The sequence below is a fragment of the Serratia sp. 2C06 genome (assembly GCF_050037615.1).
Taxonomy (GTDB): Bacteria; Pseudomonadota; Gammaproteobacteria; order Enterobacterales; family Enterobacteriaceae; genus Serratia; species Serratia ureilytica.
Genome location: NZ_CP188299.1, coordinates 2787786 through 2807640 on the forward strand (window position 1 = coordinate 2787786; position 19855 = coordinate 2807640).

General features: G+C 58.9%; 18 protein-coding genes. 10 read left to right on the forward strand and 8 right to left on the reverse strand.

Annotated elements, in window-relative coordinates:
- Positions 1-51 precede the first annotated feature (51 nt).
- Together ACP3TA_RS13760 and ACP3TA_RS13765 are read right to left on the reverse strand one after the other, a co-directional pair.
- Positions 52-1197 (reverse strand): trans-sulfuration enzyme family protein, encoded by a 1146-nt coding sequence (locus ACP3TA_RS13760; RefSeq protein WP_033642498.1) that lies wholly within the window; start codon positions 1195-1197, stop codon positions 52-54.
- A gap of 12 nt (positions 1198-1209) precedes the next feature.
- Positions 1210-2577 carry a pyridoxal-phosphate dependent enzyme gene (locus tag ACP3TA_RS13765; protein WP_033642499.1) on the reverse strand — a complete coding sequence of 456 codons (1368 nt, stop codon included), beginning with the start codon at positions 2575-2577 and terminating at the stop codon, positions 1210-1212.
- A 467-nt stretch (positions 2578-3044) separates the two neighbouring features.
- On the opposite strand from ACP3TA_RS13765, the gene ACP3TA_RS13770 reads away from it, so the two are divergent.
- Positions 3045-4250, forward strand: coding sequence for a serine hydrolase (locus tag ACP3TA_RS13770; protein ID WP_164120229.1), 1206 nt, complete (start codon positions 3045-3047; stop codon positions 4248-4250).
- A gap of 102 nt (positions 4251-4352) precedes the next feature.
- On the opposite strand, the gene ACP3TA_RS13775 is transcribed toward ACP3TA_RS13770, so the two are convergent.
- The 3 genes from ACP3TA_RS13775 to ACP3TA_RS13785 form a co-directional block, all read right to left on the reverse strand.
- On the reverse strand, positions 4353-4844 hold the full coding sequence (locus ACP3TA_RS13775; RefSeq protein ID WP_226772988.1) for a fimbrial protein: 492 nt from the start codon (positions 4842-4844) through the stop codon (positions 4353-4355).
- A gap of 19 nt (positions 4845-4863) precedes the next feature.
- A complete protein-coding gene (locus ACP3TA_RS13780) occupies positions 4864-5682 on the reverse strand; it encodes a fimbrial protein (RefSeq protein WP_033633691.1) in 819 nt (272 codons plus the stop codon).
- Between the two features lie 232 nt (positions 5683-5914).
- Positions 5915-6247, reverse strand: coding sequence for a hypothetical protein (locus ACP3TA_RS13785; protein WP_046686743.1), 333 nt, complete (start codon positions 6245-6247; stop codon positions 5915-5917).
- A 662-nt stretch (positions 6248-6909) separates the two neighbouring features.
- Between ACP3TA_RS13785 and ACP3TA_RS13790 the strand changes: the two genes are divergently transcribed.
- The 9 genes from ACP3TA_RS13790 to ACP3TA_RS13830 all read left to right on the forward strand — a co-directional run bounded on the left by ACP3TA_RS13790 (position 6910) and on the right by ACP3TA_RS13830 (position 15284).
- The gene (locus tag ACP3TA_RS13790) at positions 6910-7431 is read left to right on the forward strand and encodes a fimbrial protein (protein ID WP_025302212.1); all 522 of its coding nucleotides are present in this window, start codon (positions 6910-6912) and stop codon (positions 7429-7431) included.
- A gap of 78 nt (positions 7432-7509) precedes the next feature.
- Entirely contained in the window at positions 7510-8046 is a 537-nt protein-coding gene (locus ACP3TA_RS13795) for a fimbrial protein (protein ID WP_033642500.1), read from the forward strand.
- A gap of 47 nt (positions 8047-8093) precedes the next feature.
- Complete coding sequence (locus ACP3TA_RS13800; protein ID WP_074446877.1) at positions 8094-10628, forward strand: outer membrane usher protein; 2535 nt, start codon at positions 8094-8096, stop codon at positions 10626-10628.
- A gap of 79 nt (positions 10629-10707) precedes the next feature.
- Positions 10708-11472, forward strand: coding sequence for a fimbria/pilus periplasmic chaperone (locus ACP3TA_RS13805; RefSeq protein WP_089191437.1), 765 nt, complete (start codon positions 10708-10710; stop codon positions 11470-11472).
- Between the two features lie 74 nt (positions 11473-11546).
- A complete protein-coding gene (locus ACP3TA_RS13810) occupies positions 11547-12185 on the forward strand; it encodes a fimbrial protein (RefSeq protein ID WP_047572095.1) in 639 nt (212 codons plus the stop codon).
- Between the two features lie 50 nt (positions 12186-12235).
- Positions 12236-12790 (forward strand): fimbrial protein, encoded by a 555-nt coding sequence (locus ACP3TA_RS13815; RefSeq protein WP_069100896.1) that lies wholly within the window; start codon positions 12236-12238, stop codon positions 12788-12790.
- A 24-nt stretch (positions 12791-12814) separates the two neighbouring features.
- Positions 12815-13237: a hypothetical protein gene (locus ACP3TA_RS13820; protein ID WP_046686746.1), complete on the forward strand. Its 423-nt coding sequence runs from the start codon at positions 12815-12817 to the stop codon at positions 13235-13237.
- Complete coding sequence (locus tag ACP3TA_RS13825; protein WP_047024964.1) at positions 13234-14622, forward strand: FKBP-type peptidyl-prolyl cis-trans isomerase N-terminal domain-containing protein; 1389 nt, start codon at positions 13234-13236, stop codon at positions 14620-14622. The genes ACP3TA_RS13820 and ACP3TA_RS13825 overlap by 4 nt, the downstream gene beginning before the upstream one ends.
- Positions 14619-15284 (forward strand): response regulator transcription factor, encoded by a 666-nt coding sequence (locus ACP3TA_RS13830; RefSeq protein ID WP_069100894.1) that lies wholly within the window; start codon positions 14619-14621, stop codon positions 15282-15284. The genes ACP3TA_RS13825 and ACP3TA_RS13830 overlap by 4 nt, the downstream gene beginning before the upstream one ends.
- A 54-nt stretch (positions 15285-15338) precedes the next feature.
- On the opposite strand, the gene ACP3TA_RS13835 is transcribed toward ACP3TA_RS13830, so the two are convergent.
- From ACP3TA_RS13835 to deoR, 3 genes are all read right to left on the reverse strand, one after another.
- A complete protein-coding gene (locus ACP3TA_RS13835) occupies positions 15339-16706 on the reverse strand; it encodes an L-serine ammonia-lyase (protein WP_033642507.1) in 1368 nt (455 codons plus the stop codon).
- Between the two features lie 93 nt (positions 16707-16799).
- Positions 16800-18098, reverse strand: coding sequence for an HAAAP family serine/threonine permease (locus tag ACP3TA_RS13840; protein WP_033650641.1), 1299 nt, complete (start codon positions 18096-18098; stop codon positions 16800-16802).
- A gap of 981 nt (positions 18099-19079) precedes the next feature.
- On the reverse strand, positions 19080-19844 hold the full coding sequence (gene deoR, locus ACP3TA_RS13845) for a DNA-binding transcriptional repressor DeoR (RefSeq protein ID WP_042784074.1): 765 nt from the start codon (positions 19842-19844) through the stop codon (positions 19080-19082).
- Between the last annotated feature and the right edge of the window lie 11 nt (positions 19845-19855).

Below are 19855 nucleotides of genomic sequence, written 5' to 3' on the forward strand. Positions count from 1 at the left end.
CGTAAAAAAGCCCGGCGCGTCGGCCGGGCTGATGGTGCGCTGATGCGGCGATTATTCCGCCAGCGCCTGCTGCAGATCGGCGATCAGATCTTCCACATCCTCAATCCCTACCGACAGGCGCACCAGCTGCGGCGTGATGCCGGTTTCCAGGCGCTGTTCCAGCGGAATGGAGGCGTGCGTCATGCTGAACGGCTGGCTGATCAGGCTTTCCACGCCGCCCAGGCTTTCCGCCAGGGTGAACAGGCGCGAACGCTGGATGACCCGGCGCGCATAGGCGTCGTCGCCTTTCAGCCGTACCGAGATCATGCCGCCGAAGCGCGTCATCTGGCGCGCCGCCAGCTCATGCTGCGGATGGCTCGGCAGGCCGGGGTAATAGACGTTTTCCACCTGCGGCTGGCTCTCCAGCCACTGGGCGATGCGCAGCGCGCTATCGCTGTGGCGCTGCATGCGCAGCGCCAGAGTGCGAATGCCGCGCAGCGTCAGGAAGCTGCTGAACGGATCGAGAATGCCGCCGACCGCGTTTTGCAGGAAACCGAGCTGTTCCGCCAGCGCCGGGTTATTCCCCACCGCCGCGACGCCCGCCACCACATCGGAGTGGCCGTTAAGGTATTTGGTGGCGGAGTGCACCACCACGTCAAAGCCCAGATCCAGCGGACGTTGCAGATACGGCGAGGCGAAGGTGTTGTCCGCCACGCTGATGAGCTGATGCTTTTTGGCGATCGCGGCGATGGCGCTCAGATCCGCCAGCTTGAGCAGCGGGTTGGTCGGCGTTTCGACCCAGATCATTTTGGTATCCGGCTCGATCGCCTGTTCCAGCCCGGCGAGATCCGCCGGCGACACGTAAGTCACGCGCAGGCCGGCGGTGCGGCTGCGCACTTTTTCCAGCAGGCGATAGGTGCCGCCGTACAGGTCGTCTACCGCGATCAGATGGCTGTCTTTATCGAGCAGCTCCAGCACCGTGGAGCAGGCCGCCAGACCGGAGGCGAAGGCGTAGCCGCGGCTGCCGCCTTCCAGTTCGGCGATGGCGCTTTCCAGCGCGGTGCGCGTCGGGTTGGCGCTGCGGGAGTATTCGTAGCCGGTATGTTCGCCCGGTGCCGGTTGGGCGTAGGTGGAGGTGGCGTAAATCGCCGGCATCACTGCGCCGGTCGCGTCCGGGGTGTAACCGGCGTGAACGGTCAACGTATCAAACTTGGCCATAATGGATCCTTATTAACGTAATTTTTGGCGCCAGGCGTTAAGCACGTCTGTGCGGGTAATCAGGCCGAGGAAGCGCTCGCCGTCGAGCACCACCGCGACGTGGCCATGGTTGAAGGTGGCCTGTAATTCCTCGTAGCCGGCTTCCTTTTGCAGCGTCTGGACCTGCTTGGTCATCGCGCTGCCGGCCGGCAGGCTGAAGTGGGCGGCGTCGGCCTGGACGGCGTTCAGCAGATCCCACTCATCGATCAATCCGACCACCCGATCGCCTTCCAGCACCGGTAGCTGCGAGATGTCGTACAGCCGCATGCGGGCGTGCACGATCGCCAGCGTGTCGTCCGGCGCGGCGGAAACGGCGGCGCCTTCGTCGTGGCGATAAGCGATCAGATCGCGGAGATCGCCGTGCTGCGGTTTGCTCAGCAGGCCCTGCTCCAGCATCCAGTGGTCGTTATACATTTTAGACAGGTATTTGTTGCCGCTGTCGCAAACGAAGGTCACGACCCGCTTGGGTTCGGTTTGCGCGCGGCAGTAACGCAGAGCGGCGGCCAGCAGGGTGCCGGTGGAGGAGCCCGCCAGCACGCCTTCCTTGCGCAGCAGATCGCGCGCGGTGGTGAAGGCTTCTTCATCGCCGATGCGGTAAGCGTGGCGCACCTGGTCAAAGTCGCTGAGCGGCGGGACGAAGTCTTCGCCGATGCCTTCCACCAGCCAACTGCCCGCTTCGCCGATTTGGCCGTGGTCGAGATAGTCCGCCAGGATAGAGCCGGCAGGGTCGGCCAGCACGAATTCCGTCTGCGGCGAAACCTCGGAGAAATAGCGGCTCAACCCGCCCAGCGTGCCGCCGGAACCGACGCCGACCACGATGGCGTCCACGTCATGATCCATCTGCCGCCACAGTTCGGGCGCGGTGGTGGTGGTATGGGCCGCCGGGTTGGCCGGGTTATTGAACTGATCGATATAAAAGGCGCCGGGGATCTCCCCGGCCAGGCGTTTAGCGTAATCCTGATAATAAGCCGGGTGCCCCTTGCCGACGTCCGAACGGGTCAGCAACACCTCTACCCCCAACGCGCGCAGGTGGAAGATCTTTTCGCGGCTCATCTTGTCCGGCACCACCAGCAGCAGCTTATAGCCTTTCAGCGCCGCCACCAGCGCCAACCCCAGGCCGGTATTGCCGGCGGTGGCTTCGATGATGGTACCGCCCGGCTGCAGTTTGCCGTCGCGCTCGGCCTGCTCGATCATCGACAGCGCCACGCGGTCTTTGATCGAACCGCCGGGGTTTTGGTTCTCCAGCTTGACGAACAGCCGGCACGGGCCGGTATCAAACTGGGTCAGTTCCAACATCGGGGTATTGCCAATCATCTCGATGACGGAATGGGGGATCGCCATGACTCATCTCCAGGATTATTCGGTATAAAAGTCGTTGTGCGGATGATAGCGCTGAGGATAAGCGCTTTAAAAAGAACAAATAACGGTTCTATATGCCATTATGGAATATATTAATCTTTTTTAGACGTGTGGAAGCGCAGATGTTTAGCGGTGCAGATGCTTGGCCGTTTAGCCGTGGATGGGGGCGAAAGTGCGCGTCTCGATGCTTTTTTGAACGATAAATGCGTGCCTGCGTACAGTTATGTAAAAATGCTGAAAATTCACGCTAAACCCTGCAAAAATAAGATAAATCACATAAACTCACAGCAAGGGCATTTTCGGTGTGTTGTGTTACCCGCTACGGGCGCCGCAGGGGGTTGCGGCCGGCACGCGCGCACCGGGCCACTCTCGCTGGTTGGCTTAAAACGTGAACATGTTTGAAAGTTAACGCTATTTCAATGGTTTTGAATGGACACTCTGGCGACGTCATGATGAAAAAAAACTTATCCACTTCCCTGAAAAAACTGACCTTCAGCGTAGGCATCCTGTTGCTGGCCGCCTCGGCCGTACACGCGGCCGAGCCGCCGGCGCCGCCGCAGGTAGACGCCAAGGCCTTCATTCTGATGGACTACAACAGCGGCAAGGTGCTGACCGAAGGCAATGCCGACACCCGTCTCGATCCCGCCAGCCTGACCAAGATCATGTCCAGCTACGTGATCGGCCAGGCGATCAAGGCCGGCAAGATCAAGCCGGAAGACATGGTCACCGTCGGCAAAGACGCCTGGGCGCCCGGTAATCCGGCGCTGCGCGGCTCTTCGCTGATGTTCATCAAGCCGGGCGATCAGGTGCCGGTGCTGGAACTGAATAAGGGCATCGTGATCCAGTCGGGTAACGATGCCAGCATCGCGCTGGCAGACTACGTGGCGGGCAGCCAGGATTCGTTCGTTGGCCTGATGAACAACTATGCCAAATCCCTGGGCCTGCAGAATACCCACTTCCTGACGGTGCACGGCCTGGATGCGGAAGGGCAGTACAGCACCGCGCGTGACATGGCGCTGTTGAGTCAGGCGCTGATCCGCGACGTGCCGGACGAATACGCGCTGCATAAAGAGAAAGAGTTCACCTTCAACAAGATCCGCCAGATTAACCGCAACCGTCTGCTGTGGAGCAGCAACCTGAACGTCGACGGTATCAAGACCGGTTACACCAGCGGCGCCGGCCACAACCTGGTGGCGTCCGTTACCGACGGACCGATGCGTCTGATCTCGGTGGTTTTAGGCGCGCCGAGCGATCGCGTGCGCTTTAGCGAAAGCGAAAAGCTGCTGACCTGGGGCTTCCGCTTCTATGAAACCGCGACGCCGATCAAGGCCGATAAACCGTTCGTCACCCAGAAAGTGTGGTTCGGCGACGTCAGCGAAGTGCCGCTTGGCGTGGCGAAAGACGCCTCGGTCACCATTCCGAAAGGGCAGATGAAAAACCTGAAGGCCAGCTACAAGCTGACCCAACCGACGCTGGAAGCGCCGCTGGCGAAAAACCAGGTGGTCGGCACCATCGATTTCCAGCTGGACGGCAAAACCATCGAACAGCACCCGCTGGTGGTGATGCAAGAGGTGAAAGAGGGCAACTTCTTCAGCCGCATCTGGGATATGGTGATGATGAAGCTGAGCCAGTGGTTCGGCGGGATCTTCGGCTGAATAGCCTGATGTAAGGAGCGCCCCGGGCGCACCATCCTCGACCAAGCCGCAACGGAGACGTTGCGGCTTTTTTTATTTTCAGTATCCGGCCGAAGCGGCGCTTTAAAAATAGTCCACCAGCATGGTGGCGCCGCTGGAGAAGTCGCCTTCCGCCAGGGTGACGGCGCTGTTTTTCACCGGCACTGCATCAAGCGTCGGCGGATTGGCGTAGTCGATGTTCAGCGGCGTATTGATGGCGAAGGCCTTACCGTTGGCCAACAGCTTGATGCCCAATCCAGTGACGCTGCTGGTCAACACGCTGTTGTCAAAGGCCGCCGCGCTGCCCATGATCTTCATTTTCAACTGGCGGCTGTTATCCAGAAACTCGCATTTGATGCTGTAATCGATGCGTTGCATATAGCGGCTGCCGTCGATGCGTTTGATGCCGACCTTGCCGAAGTCGATATCGATGGTGCGCCCGTCGTTGATCACGCAAGGCGGAGGCGCCACCACGGTGGCGGTGATGTTGACTTTGGTGCCCTGATCGGCGGCCTGAGCGGCCGAGCTAATCAACTCCAGCGCCAACAGCAGGGCGCAGCCCGTTTTTATCGTCATGTTCATTCTGGCTCCCGTCTCAAGGTGCGCTGAAGATCAGCGTGGCCGAGCCCGACAGCGGACCGGTGGCGATGCTGGTGTAAGGGACATTGTTCTTCACCGGCACAAAGGTGACGGTGTCGTTGCCCAGACCGTTGACGATGCGCGTTCTGAAGGCATTGTTGGGCTTTACCACCGCGCCGTTGTGCACCATGGCCACGCCGACGTTGGGGTTGGTGGTCTTGATAAAATCGCTGGAGAAGCCGCTGGCGTCGCTGACCATCCGGATCAGAATATCCTGCGTCGCACTCTGATCGTCGCACTGGTAGCTGAGCGCTTTGTCCTGTTTGATCTGGGCGTCGTTGGCGCTCTGGGTCAGGAAGTCCTGGCGGATCTGACCAAAATCGACATTAATTTGCTGGCCGTTGTTGATGGTGCAACTGGTGGTGACGAAGTAGGCGTCGTTGTCGGCGATCAGGCGCCAGCGATAAACGCCGCACTGTGGGCAGCCCGGTTGATCGTTGGTCTGAATAAAGTTGATTTGGCCGATGACGTCACCCTTATTCACCTTGATGTCCGGCGTTGGGAAACGGTTCAACACGATATAGACCCGGATGGCGACAGACTGGGTCTGCAAGCCGGTGAGGCTGAGTACGCTGATGCCGGCAGGCACCGGGGAGTTATAGTCGCTGCCGTTGATGGTCGTGCCGCTGCCGATCGAGCCAAAAATCGCGCCGTTCATCGACAGCGCCGGGCTATCGGTTTTGAGATAGTCGTACCAGCTCGCGACGTCGTTTTTACAGGTGACCTGGCTGACGTTGACGATTTCGTTTTTGCCATAAGAAAGCTGCGGCCCGATGCGAACCCGGACGTCAACCGGCGTGGCCGATCCCCCCGGGGGAATAAGTCCGCCATCGGACGTGCGGCAAGTAAATGCGTTGGCGTTGCCAAACAGCAGGAAGAAAGAGAGTGCCAGGCAGCAACGTAAAAATAGCAGGGCTGTTTTTCTCACGATAATATCCCGATATATATAAATGGTGTGCGGCGTTACTCCGCAATGAAATATTGCCAATCAGGCCGGCTGGCCATATTTATTCCGTTAAAGGAGAGTGAGATGCATCTTTGTTGGGTATGCCGTTGTTATCGCCACCGCCTAACAACGCGGTGGGATACCACCTCAACGAGTTGTTGATGGAGCCGTCCGTCACAATCACTTCTTGTCGGGCGACAAGATCCAATAACAGCCGTCGAGCCCGGTAAACACCGACGTTGACGGCATTGGCCAGTTGCCGTGTCGAGAGCCACTGCTGCTGTGGCGGCGGCCCGGCGACGGGACATTGACGGGGCGATTGCGCGAATAATGTTTGCAGCAGATCGTGCTGCAATTGCCGTATTTCCTTTTGTTTCGGAGATAACGCTTCCATAGCACTTCCTCTGTATTCCGATTGCCGTATTCCTAAGAAAAAACAAACATTCGCCGTCTACCAACAACGAGGTAAAACGCGAACAAAGAAAATTCCTATCTATTTATCAGGATTGAAAAAAAAGGCGTTGCCCGCCCCGTTTTTACCTATGTTCAGGCAGGGGGCGTCACGCAGAAACCTAAAATTTTGGTTTATTATATTCACAAAGTGCCACTTTGCGATCTGATTACTTGTGAATCTCGCAAAAACAGGATATTGCTCTATAAAAGTATTTTTTACGATCTATGAGCCTAAAAATAACAGTAAATTAACTTTAATTAGGAAATAAATTGCGAATGTTCGCCTTGATCAAAAAAAGCCTTTTTTTGCTGAGAGGCATTTGCCAGAATATTCATCGCCGGACAAGAAGGGCGGATTAGAAAGTATTGGCCCATGCTCGTTGTGATTTCGTTTATTTTTATAGGACGAATTCATTAATGGGTGGGCCGCTGCAGACTTACCGTTATCGACTTTTTATTGTCGGTGCCTTTGGGTTTTGGCAGTTAACCAACTAGCAAGATGCTAAAGAATCAGGGCTGCGCACATATAAGCGCGAGCAGGTTTCCTGTTGCTCTTTTTCTTGATTGGAATATGCATTTTTTCTTATAAGGAATATAGGTTCTATGAAACTTAACAAAATCATGATGGCTGCAGTGATTGCATTTGGCGCAAGTTCTTTTGCACAGGCAGCCGATCAGGGACACGGTAAGGTCACCTTCACGGGCTCTATTATTGATGCGCCATGCTCTATTGCGCCTGAGTCGATCGATCAGACCGTTGATCTGGGCCAGGTGTCCAACGTGGCGTTGAAAAACGGCGGCAAATCCAACCCGCGTCCGTTTGAAATCAAGCTGGAGCAGTGCGACATCACCACCCTGAAAACCGTTAAAACCACCTTCAGCGGCGTAGCATCGTCTACCGATAAGGATCTGCTGGGCATCGCGGGCACCGCCAGCGGCGCCGGCGTAGCCATCTCTTACAACGGCCAGCCGATCAAACTGGGTGAAGCGACTACCGCGCAGACTCTGAACACCGGCAACAACACCCTGCATTTCGCCGCCTACCTGCAGGGCGAAGGCGCTTCCGCCGCCATCGTTCCGGGCGACTTCACCGCCGTAGCCGATTTCACCCTGGCTTATCAGTAAGTGAGTCCGAAGGCTTAATCAACCAGGCATGGGGTTCGCCGCATGCCTGGTGAATCTCCCTGTCAAAGGAATGTCGCGATGTTTTTACCAAGGAATCGAGCGGGTGCCGTTCTTTTGGCGTCGTTGGCGTTTGCGCCCGGCTATGCAACTTCCGCCGCGCAGGGGTGGGGCAAGGTCAGTATGCACGGCGCCATTATCGACACCGCCTGCGCCATTGCCGCCGGCAGCCGCGATCAGACGATCGATATGGACACTCTTCCTCTCGGGCAGATCATTCGTGACGGCCAGGGGATGACCAAACCTTTCAGTATTGAATTGGTCAACTGCATTTTGGAACGGCCGGAAAACAAACCTGATTGGAAATTCTTTCAGGTCACGTTTGATGGTTATGCGGAAGGCGCTCTGTTTGGCGTACAGGGCGAGGCGCGCGGCGTCGCATTGAAGATAAAAGACAGCAACGGCACGCCGGTTATTCCAGGGAAACCCTTACCGATGGAAGGAATAATACCGGGAAATAGAGTGCTGAATTATTCCATGACGTTGATGCCGAATCATCAGCCGTTGAAGGCGGGAGCGTATTTTTCCACAGTGCGTTTTAAGCTGGATTATTTTTGATTTTTTCTCGTACTGACGGTTAATTCGTTATTGAAAGGACTTTTATTATGCTTTCACCGGCAGGGAAGTTATTTCGTCTTCAAGCTTTGGGGCTCTGTGTTGCCCTTTCTCTGGGAAATCCGATCGCGTTGGTCTATGCCGCCGACGTTATTCAATTCAATACTGACGTATTAGACATCAACGATCGTAAAAATATCGATCTGAGCCAATTTACGCGCAGCGGCTACATCATGCCGGGCGTTTATACCATGGTGGTGCACGTCAATAAGAACGACCTGCCGGAACAGCCGGTGACGTTTTTGGCGCCTGAGAACGATCCTAAAGGCAGTGAAGCCTGTCTTTCACCGGCATTGGTCAACCAACTGGGGCTGAAAGAAAAGCTGTTAAGCACGCTTAACTGGACACACGGCGGCCGCTGCCTTGACGCCTCCAGTCTGGCGGGGATGGAAGCGCGCGGCGATCTCGCCAGTTCCGCGCTGTATCTCAACATCCCACAGGCCTATCTGGAGTACAGCTCGGAAAACTGGGATCCGCCTTCTCGCTGGGATGACGGTATTCCCGGGCTGCTGTTTGACTATAACGTCAACGCCCAAACGCAAAAGCACCAGAAAGGCGGCAGCAGCTACAGCCTGAGCGGCAACGGCACCGGCGGCGCCAACCTGGGCGCCTGGCGCCTGCGCGCCGATTGGCAGGCCAACCTCAACCACCAGACCGGATCTTCTCAGCCGACTGACAAACAGTTCGACTGGAGCCGCTATTACGCCTATCGGGCGATCCCGGCGCTGCGTTCGCGGCTGACGATGGGGGAGGATTACCTGAACTCCGACATTTTCGACAGCCTGCGCTTTACCGGCGTCAGTCTGCGATCCGACGACAGCATGTTGCCGCCCAACCTGCGCGGCTATGCGCCGGAAGTGACCGGCGTGGCGAAAACCAACGCCAAGGTTGTGGTCAGCCAGCAAGGGCGCGTGCTGTATGAAACGCAAGTGGCGGCGGGGCCGTTCCGCATTCAGGACATCAACGACGCCGTTTCCGGCGAGCTGGACGTGCGCGTCGAAGAGCAGGACGGCAGTGTGCAGGAGTTCAAGATGAACACCGCCAACATTCCTTACCTGACGCGCCCGGGCACGGTGCGTTACAAGCTGGCGACGGGCAAACCGTCGGAGTGGGGGCATCACCTGCGCGGGCCGATGTTCGGCACCGGCGAGTTCTCCTGGGGCATCAGCAACGGCTGGTCGCTGTACGGCGGTGGCATCGCCGGCGGCGATTACAACGCGCTGTCGCTGGGGATCGGGCGCGATCTGATGGCGCTGGGGGCGCTGTCGTTCGACGCCACGCAGTCGCGCGCGCGTTTGCCGCAGGAGGGCACGCTTACCGGCGGTTCGTATCGGTTGAGCTATTCGAAGAACTTCGATGAATACGACAGCCAGGTCACCTTCGCCGGTTACCGCTTCTCCCAGGAGGACTTCATGAGCATGGGGGACTACCTCGATGCGCGTTACGAAGGGGGACGCAGCGGCAAGAGCAAGGAGATGTACACCATTACCTTCAACAAACAGTTCCGCGATCTGGGGCTCAGCACCTATCTCAACTACAGCCACCAAACCTATTGGGATCGGGCGCCGAACGATCGTTACAACCTGATGGTATCGCGCTACTTCGATATCGGCGATTTCAAGAACGTCAGCGTATCGCTGTCGGCCTATCGCAACCGTTACAACGAGCGCAACGACGACGGGATGTACCTGTCGCTGTCGCTGCCCTGGGGCAGCGCCGGGACGCTCAGTTACAACATGACGCTCGATCGCGAAGAGAACGCCCATCGGGTCGGTTACTACAACCGGGTCGATGAACACAACAACTATCAGATCAGCGCGGGCGCCGCGCGCAGTGGGGCGACCGCCAGCGGGTATTACAGCCATCAGGGCGATATGGCGCAGATCAACGCCAACGCCAGCTACCAGGCCGGCCGCTATAGCGCCGTCGGCATTGGCGCGCAGGGCGGCCTGACGATGGCGGCGGAAGGGGCGGTGCTGCATCGCGTCAATACGCCGGGCGGCACGCGCTTGCTGCTCGATACCGAAGGCGTCGCCGGCGTGCCGGTGCGTGGCTACGGCAGTACGGTGCTGACCAACCGTTACGGCAAGGCGGTGGTGGCGGATGTGAACAGCTACTACCGCAACAAGGCCAGCATCGATCTCAACAGCTTGGGCGACAACGTCGAGGCGACGCGTTCCGTGGTGCAGGCCACGTTGACCGAAGGCGCCATCGGCTACCGCAAGTTCGAGGTGATTGCCGGCGAGAAGGCGATGGCGATCGTCAAGCTGGCGGACGGCAGTGAGCCGCCGTTTGGCGCCACGGTGCTGAATGCCCGCAAACAGGAGACCGGCATCATCAATGACGGCGGCAGCGTTTACCTGTCCGGCCTCAACCCCGGCGAGCGCATGAGCGTGCACTGGAACGGCGCGGCGCAGTGTGAAATCCAGCTGCCGGCGCCGTTGCCGGCCGAAATGCTGATGAACACGTTGCTGCTGCCTTGCCGTCCTCTCACCGGTAACAAGCCGGCGGAGAACGCCAACTGATACCCCCGGCGGAGCGTGCTTCGCCGCTAAACCGCCGGGGCGGAATCGCCCGCCTTCGGCTGACTGGAACCGTGAAGACATGATGAATCTGACTATGACCAGAAAGACCGTTTCCCTTTTGAGCTCGCTCGCCGCCGCGTTGACGATCGGCGCGATCGGCCTGCCCGCCCATGCGGCTATCGCGCTGGATCGCACGCGCGTGATTTTCGACGGCGACCAGAAAACGGTCAGCCTCAACATCAGCAATCAGAATAAGCAATTGCCCTATCTGGCCCAGGGGTGGATTGAAGACGATCGCGGCAACAAGATCCAAAGCCCTTTCACCGTGCTGCCGCCGGTGCAGCGGGTGGAGCCGGGCAAACCGAGCCAGGTGAAGATCCAGTCGCTGCCGGCGGCGCGTCAGCTGCCGCAGGACAGGGAGACGCTGTATTACTTCAACCTGCGCGAGATCCCGCCGCGCAGCAATAAGCCGAACACGCTGCAGATAGCGTTGCAGACGCGCATCAAAATGTTTTATCGCCCGGCGGCGCTCGCCCCGAAAAAGAACGCCGCACCGTGGCAGGAGCAGCTGACGCTGACCCGGCAGGGCGACAAGTACGTGGTGAACAACCCGACCCCGTATTACGTGACGATCGTTGAGGCGAGCGCCGGCAAGGGCGGGAAAGGGGCCGCCGGCTTTGAACCGTTGATGGTGGCGCCGAAGGCCAGCGCCTCGCTGAACGTCTCAGCCGCGAGCCTCGGCAGCGGCCCGTCGCTGGCGTACATCAACGATTACGGTGGTCGGCCGCAGTTGAACTTCCGCTGCGCCGGCAATGCCTGCCAGGTCGTGCCGGTCGCCAAATGACGCGCCGCGCGCAAGCAGGGAAGACCAAGTCATGAACACAGCGGAGTGAACGAATCATGCAACGAAAGAACCCCATGCTGTTGGGAAAGGCCTATGAACGTCATCAGCGACACACTATTGGCCTGACGGTGTTGGCCGCGCTGATGGTGCCGCTGACGGCGGGCACGATGTTGATGCTGATGCCGCCGGCCCGCGCGGTGGATAACTGGGACGTTGAGGGGGCGAACGGCACGCTCCACGTCTACGGCGCGTTAACGGAAAGCGCCTGCAGCCTGGAAATGACCACCGCCCGCCAGGAGGTATGGCTGGGCGAGACGGGAACGGCGCACTTCCAGCGCCCGGGCGATCGCGGCACGCCGGTCGCCTTCGAGCTGACGCTGAAAGACTGCCTGCGGGCGCCGGCGAGCAACCGCGACGCCTGGACCGGGGTTCTGGCCTGGAGCGGCAGCCAGCCTGCGGTGTCCGTCGCGTTTTCCGCGCCGACGGATGACGACGCGCCGGGTCTGGTCAGGGTCGCCGGCGTCACCGGTTTGGGGTTGCAGTTGGCGGATGCCCGCGGTCTGCCGGTCCGCCTCGGCGCGCGCAACAAACCGGTATTGCTGACGCCGGGACAAAACACCCTGACGTATACGGTGACGCCGGTGCGCACTCCGGCGACGCTGAGCGCCGGCGCTTACCGCGCGGCGATCGATTTCCGTCTTTATTACGACTAATACGCCGCTTGCGCCTGGCAGGCGCAAGCATAACCAAAGGGAGTGGCGTCATGCGCGCGACAGAGACGAACCGGCGCCGAAGCGCGCTGCTGGGAGCCGGCATGGTGATGCTGGCCGGCATGATGGCGCAGCCGGCGGCTGCGGCGGAAAACATGCGCTTTCACGGTACGCTGGTGGCCGAGCCGTGTGTCATACAACCGGGGGATGAGGACATCCAACTGGATTTCGGCACCATCGTCGACAAATACCTGTACCTGAATACTCGCACCCACAGCCAAACCTTCGCGTTGCACCTGACCGAGTGCGATCTCAGCCTGGGCAATACGGTGGCCATTACGTTTACCGGTACTGAGAACGCCAAACTGCCCGGGCTGTTGGCGTTGGATGTCGGCAGCCTGGCGTCGGGGATCGGCATCGGGCTGGAGGACAGCAGCGGCAAGGCGCTGCCGCTCAATCGCGCCAGCGATAAATTCCGTCTGAACGCCGGCAACACCACACTCACGCTGCAAGCCTATGTGCAGGGAGAGCCGGAAGCCATCCAGACGAAGTCCATCGGCCGCGGCACCTTCAGCGCGGTGGCCACCTTCACGTTGGAATACGAATAAGCGCCTACAAGGACAAGAAACGCAATGATGAGAAAGCACGTCAATCACGCCCTGCGCATGGGGATGCTGTGCCTGTTGGCGTTGAGCGCCGCCGCTTGCCAAAGCCAAAAGCCGGGCAAGCCTGCCGTGAACACCCAAAATCAGGCTGCGCAACCTCCGTCAGAAGAGGTGTTGCGCAAGCAACGTGAGGCCGAGCAACTGCGGCAGTGTCAGGAGCAACTGGGCGCGTTGCGCACGATCAACGAGAAACAGTATCAGCGCTACAAACAGGCGTTCGACAGCCTGATGAGCGGCGCTTCCCAGTACGCCAACCTGCGCGCCCGGGTAAACGGTGACACGCAGGAGACGGTGGATGCGCTGTATCGCTACAAGGTCAACTATCTGTGTGCCGGGGTGAATCAGGCGGTGTTGACCGGGCTGGCGGATCGCGGGGAGCAGGTTAAATGAGGCTGCGTCTGCTGGGCTGTGTCGCTTTGCTGTTCACCGGCGTCGCGCAAGCGGACGACGGCGTGCCGGCGCTGCTGCAGTTTGCCGAGCAGTATCAACGGCAGAATATCGGTCCGGCGACCGAAAAAACGGCGCCGGACGACCGTGAGTCAGGGAAAAAAAAGCGTGAGCCGGCGAAGCGCCTGTCGGACAACAGCCAATCCGCCTCACCGGCCAAAACGTTTACGCTGAGCCAGGAATTATTGGCGCGCGATCAACAGCTGGCGCGCCAGCGAATGGCGCTGACGGCGCTGCGCCAGGAGCTCGCCGCGCTGCGGGCGGAGAAAGCGGCGCCACCCGTCGCGGCGTTGCCGGACTCGTCAACGCTTCAACAGTGGATCGCCGGGCTGGGCGCCGCCTGGCGTGGTTCGCCCGACGCGCAGCGCGCCGAGGCGCTGTTGCGTCAGGCGACGCAGGAAACCGCCAAAAGCAGAGCGACGGCGGCGCAGGCCGAACGGCGCGTCACCGAACTTGAGTCTGCCGCGCAGGCATCGGCACAAACGCTTGCACAACGCCAACGCGAGCACCAGGAGGCGTTGCACGCTCTGCGCGCCGCGTTGGAAGAAAGCGAGCAGAAGCGGGCCGGTGAGCAGAAGGCGACTCAGCAGGCGCGCGAAGACCTGCTGGCGTTGCGTAAGCGGCTGCAATGGGAGATGACGCCGGAGCAGTTGAAGGATGAACGCAAGCGTTTGTCCTATGCGGCGGGCAGTGCGCTGGGGCGGGATATTCAGGGGTTGATGACGGAGCGTCAAAGCTGGGGCGTGCCGGTGGATCGCGACAGCCTGTTGGCGGGCGTTATCGACAGCGTGTCGGGACGTTTGCAGCTGTCGCCGCAGGAACTGAATACGTTGACGGCGCAGGCGGATGCCGCCGCCGTGGCCGCGCGTGAGAAACGCGTTAACCAGCAGCGGCGGCGCGATGACGATTACCTGACGCAGTTCAGTCAACAAAAGGGCGTAAAGCAGTCGGCGATGGGCTTCTGGTATCGGGTGGATTATGCCGGGGAGGGGGCGCTGGCGCCAACGGCGGTGGTCGATGTTGTGGTGAAAGAGAAGCTGACCGACGGCACGGTGATCCAGGATATGGATCTGAGCGGCAAGGTGCTGTCGCAACCGCTGTCCGAATACCCGCCGCTGTTCCGGGAGGCGATAAGTCATCTGCACAACCACGGCTCGTTGACGATGGTCGTGCCGCCGGCGCTGGCCTACGGTGAAACCGGCTACCCGCCGAAGGTGCCGCCCAACGCCACCATGGTTTATGAATTGCGCATCGACAACAGCCAGGCGCCGGCAAAGGGCGTCCAGGCGGTTAAACGGGAAGCCGACACGGCGGGAGGGCAGGGATGAACACGATGATAAAAATCGCGTTATTTGATGAGAATCGATACTTCAGCGCCGGTTGGCAAGAGGCTCTGGCGCTGCACTTCAGCACTTACGGCAAGCGCACGCTGTTAGTGGATGCGCGGCAGGCTCATGAAGCCGATCTGGTGTTCTGCTATTTTCCTCCCGGCGTGCAAAGCTGTTTTTGTCACCTCTCTGAGGCGCAGCCCGTGGGGCGTAAAACGCTGTATTTCTCGTTGCGAACGCCGGAGGGACGGCATAAACGCACCGTCGGTAACCGCTGCTCGCTGGAGGCCGGCGTCATCTACCACGATATGCCGTTGGTTTCGGCGCTGTATCAGGTGAGCGCCGAGCTGGAGCGGCGCAGCAAATGGCCGGGCAGACTGAGCTGTGGCAGGAACTGCGCATGCCAACACCGGGGCTTGACGTTGCGCGAACAAGAGATCATGCGCTGCATGACGCGGGAGATGGGAGTCACGCAAATCGCCCGGATGCTGGATATTAGCGTGAAGACGGTCAGCAATCACAAGATGAGCGTCATGCGCAAAATGGGATTCCGGCGTAATGCCGAACTTTACGGCTGGCTGCGGCACAGCGCTCGTCCCGGGGCTGTGGGGCTTCGTGCGGGCATTCAGCCCGGCATTGCGGCAGGAAAGGATCGCTATTGAAACGGCGCCGGCCAAGTCACACCGGCCGGCGCCTTAAGTGCCTCGCCGTGGCGATCAGTTGCAGGCCACGACCTTGATCGCCAGCCCGCCCTGTGAGGTTTCGCGGTATTTGGCGTTCATGTCTTTGCCGGTCTCGTACATGGTTTCGATCACCTTATCCAGACAAACCCGCGGTTCGCTGGTCCGGCGCATCGCCATGCGTGCGGCGTTGACCGCCTTAACGGCGGAAATGGCGTTGCGTTCGATGCACGGCACCTGAACCTGGCCGGCGAGCGGATCGCAGGTCAGCCCCAAATGGTGCTCCATGGCGATCTCCGCCGCGATGCACACCTGCGCCGGGCTGCCGCCGAGCAGCTCGGTCAACCCGGCCGCCGCCATTGAACAGGCCACGCCCACTTCCCCCTGACAACCGACTTCGGCGCCGGAGATCGAGGCGTTCATCTTGTACAGCGCGCCAATCACGCCGGACGCCAGGAAATAGCGGGTGTAGGAGTTGGCGTTCACCGGGCGGATGAACTTGTCGTAGTAGGCCAGCACCGCAGGGATGATGCCACACGCGCCGTTGGTCGGCGCGGTGACCACGCGGCCGCCGGCCGCGTTCTCTTCGTTGACCGCCAACGCGAACATGTTGATCCAATCGACCACGTTCATCGGATCGATATTGTTCTTGTCTCCGGTCACCAGAATGCGGCGCAGCGCGGCGGCGCGGCGCGGCACTTTCATCGGGCCGGGCAGCAGCCCTTCGGTGTTGATGCCGCGCTCGATACCGGCGCTCATCACCTGCCAGACATCGGCGAAATGCGCGTCGATATCCGCCTTGCTGCGCAGCGCTAGCTCGTTTTGCATCACCAGGCCGGACAAGGACAGCCCGGTCTCCTTGCAATGCTGCTGCAGATCGTGCGCTGATTTGAATGGATAGGGCACCGGCGTGGCGCCCTCGGCGGACTGGCCGAAGTGCTCTTCGTCGACGATAAAACCGCCGCCGATCGAGTAATAGGTTTTGCTGTGCAGCAGGCGTTCACCGGCGAAGGCGCGGATGCGCATGCCGTTTTCATGCAGCGGCAGGTTGTCGCTGTGGAAGTTCATGCCGCCGTGCAGCGGGAAATCCACCTCGTGGTGGCCGTTGGCCAGCGGCAGGCGGCCGCGTTGCTCAACGTCGCGAATAAAGCCCGGAATGCTGTCGATGTCCACATCGTGCGGCAGGTTGCCGGCCAGGCCCATGATGATGGCGATGTCGGTGTGGTGACCTTTACCGGTCAATGACAGCGAACCGTAGACGTCGACCACCACGCGGGTGGTGTCCTGCAACTGCTGGTGCGCGATCAGCTCGTCGACGAACTGTTTGCCGGCCTTCATCGGGCCAACGGTGTGGGAGCTGGATGGGCCGATGCCGATTTTGAAAATATCGAAAACGCTGACCATGGTCTCGCCTCCTTCTTCAGGTTTCAGGCGGTGAATACGGGAAATGGGGGAGTGCGGGAGGGCCGGCGCGCAAGCGGCGCCGGCCGGGCGTGATTAGCCGAGCAGGCTGAACACGATGGCAGAGATGGCGATCAGACCCATCACAACCACGAACACGTTGCTGATGTGGCCGCTGTACTTGCGCATGGCAGGCACTTTACGGATGGCGTACATCGGCATCAGGAACAGCAGCATGGCGATGATTGGGCCACCCAGGGTTTCGATCATGCCCAGGATGCTTGGGTTCAGGGTGGCGACGATCCAGGTGGTCACCAGCATGAAGATAGCGGTCATGCGGTTCAACTTGGCGGTGCTGACGGTTTTGCCGCGGCTCTTCATCGACTTGGCGACCAGGCCGTTGAAGCCTTCACGGGCGCCCAGGTAGTGGCCCAGGAACGATTTGGTGATGGCGACGAAGGCGATAACCGGCGCGATGTACTCGATCATCGGGTTGTTAAAGTGGTTGGCCAGGTAAGACAGAATCGAGATGTTCTGCGCCTTGGCTTCCGCCAGGTTTTCCGGCGTCAGGCTCAGCACGCAGCTGAACACGAAGAACATCACGGTCAGCACCATCATGATGTGTGCATAAGCCAGAATGCGGGAGCATTTCTTCTCGGCGTCTGCGCCGTACTCTTCGCGTTTGGCGACGGCGAAGGCGGAGATGATCGGCGAGTGGTTGAAGGAGAACACCATCACCGGGATTGCCAGCCACAGGGTCATGATCAGGCCGTGACCCATGCCGGTACCGCTGCCGGACAGCGACACGTTTTCGAAGATGGCGCCGGTCCAGTTAGGGATCAGGTATACCGCCAGCAGCATCAGCACCGCCACGAACGGGAAGACCAGGATGCTCATGGTTTTCACGATGGCCTGCTCACCGAAGCGCACGATGGTCATCAGGCCGACGATCAGGATCAACGACAGGATGGCGCGCGGCGGCGACGTCATGCCCAACTGGTGGGTAATGAAGCTGTCGACGGTGTTGGTGATCGCCACGCTGTAAACCAACAGAATCGGGTAGATGGCGAAGAAGTACAGCAGAGTAATCAGTTTACCGGCGGTGATGCCGAAGTGCTCTTCTACCACGGCGGTGATGTCTTCACCGGGATTTTTGCCGGACAGAACGAAACGGCACAGGCCGCGGTGGGCAAAGAAGGTCATCGGGAAAGCGATGATGGCCATGATGATCAAAGGAATCAAACCGCCGATGCCGGCGTTGATTGGCAAGAACAGGACGCCTGCGCCGATGGCGGTGCCGTACAGGCCCAACATCCACATGGTATCCGTTTTACGCCAGGTAGTGCTGGAACCCGAAGCCGCAGAGGCAATTGTGCCGGTCTGTGTAGTGTCCATAAATATCTCCGAAGTGAACACGAATTTAAAATTAAAAGGCAAAACTTAAGGTTAAACCGTCAAACGTCCTATTCAGGCAACGCTTGCGGTAAGAATCAGGTGTTGCTTGCGGGGATGTGTTGGCGTCCCCCTGGTTGTTTATTGTGTTCATTACCTCAGGCACAGCGCCGGGTAATTCACCAAAGACTTTTCACCGCCACGGGGTGATAAAAGTCGTTACCGCTGCCGACAGGTCTTTGCCTGTCGATTTTTGTTGGCGGCAAGATAACGATTTACAGTAGAAACAACCGTGATCCTGCTCTCAAATGCGTAATGTGTGCAGTTATCTGCTTTTTCATCGATTTTTCGCGCATTTGTTGCACATTTGTGTAAGATTTTGTGCTGAGAACGCTCTCATAAAAATTTCTGCGATTATGCGGCTTGTACAATAATCAGCCGGATAAAGCGCTGTGCTCAGCAGCAAGCCGAGCAATATATTTTATGCGTGGTTTTGGATCTAGCTAAAAACCCGGATTAAGCAGTTTTAGTGACGTAGATCACATTGTATTTTTAAGTCAAATGAGCTGTATTGATTTGTTTTTAAAGGATTTTAATTGAAAATCACCGCTAGTAACGAAGGGAAATTAATTACGTGGTTAGCGGATAAAAATGCGTAACCATTCATCATATAAATAACAGATAGCTAACAGGTATTGGCGAGATTTGCTGCAATAGCCTAACCGGCCGTTTATTTAAACATCCCGGTCTTTGGCGCGATTTATCATATAAAAGCCATAAATAGTCGTTAATTCATCCAGCTGAAAGCAGGTTTGACCAGAGAGAAAATAATCACTCGGGTGACCTGTTGCATTTTATTAACCTGATGTTGCGTGAGGATAAGCGAAAAATGCGTATCGATTGCGCATTATTTGTTCATCGCGGGCTGTGGGAAAAGAGAGATTTCAGCGGCGCGCCGTCGTTTCCGACGGCGCTGAAGGGGGATCAATAGCGGGTAGCGATGGCGTTATCGTTGAAGAACGCCATGAAGTCGGCGTCCGGCTGGCGATCGGTGATCACCCGATCGAACTGCGTCAGCGGGCCGATACAGGCCGGCTTGATTTTGCCGAACTTGCTGTGATCCGCCACCAGGATCTTTTGCTGCGCCATTGCCATCGCGCGATGCTTCATCTCCAGTTCGTCGAAGTTGAAGCAGGTGGCGCCGTGCCGCAGGCTGAGACCGGCGGCGGAGATAAAGGCGATGTTCGGGCAGATGTGATCGAGCTCATTGCGGCCGCCGACGCTGGAAAAGATGTAGTTGTTCGGTTTGAACTCGCCGCCGCACAGGATCACCTTGCAATTCGGTTTGTCTTGCAGCGCCAGGAAGGTGTTCAGCGAATGGCACACGGCGGTGAAGGTCAGCTCGTCGGCAATGGCGTCGATGATCGTCGGGGTAGTGGTCCCGCAGTCGAAAAACACCGTGTCGTTTTCATTGATCAACGGCGCCGCCAGCAGGCCGATGCGCCGTTTCTCCGTGACCTGTTTGGCTTTTTGATCGGAAACGAAGTAGTTGGTTACGCCGTTGCTGCGCGGATCGGTCACCACATAGCCGCCGAGCAGCACCACCGCCGCCGGCTCGGCGCTCAGATCGCGGCGAATGGTCATCTCCGAGACCCCCAGCAGCGCGGCGGCTTCTTTCAGGTGGATCTTGTCAGCGCGTTTTAACGCCTGAACTAACCGGTTGATACGTTCTTCGCGCCGCGTTTCCATAGATCCGTCTT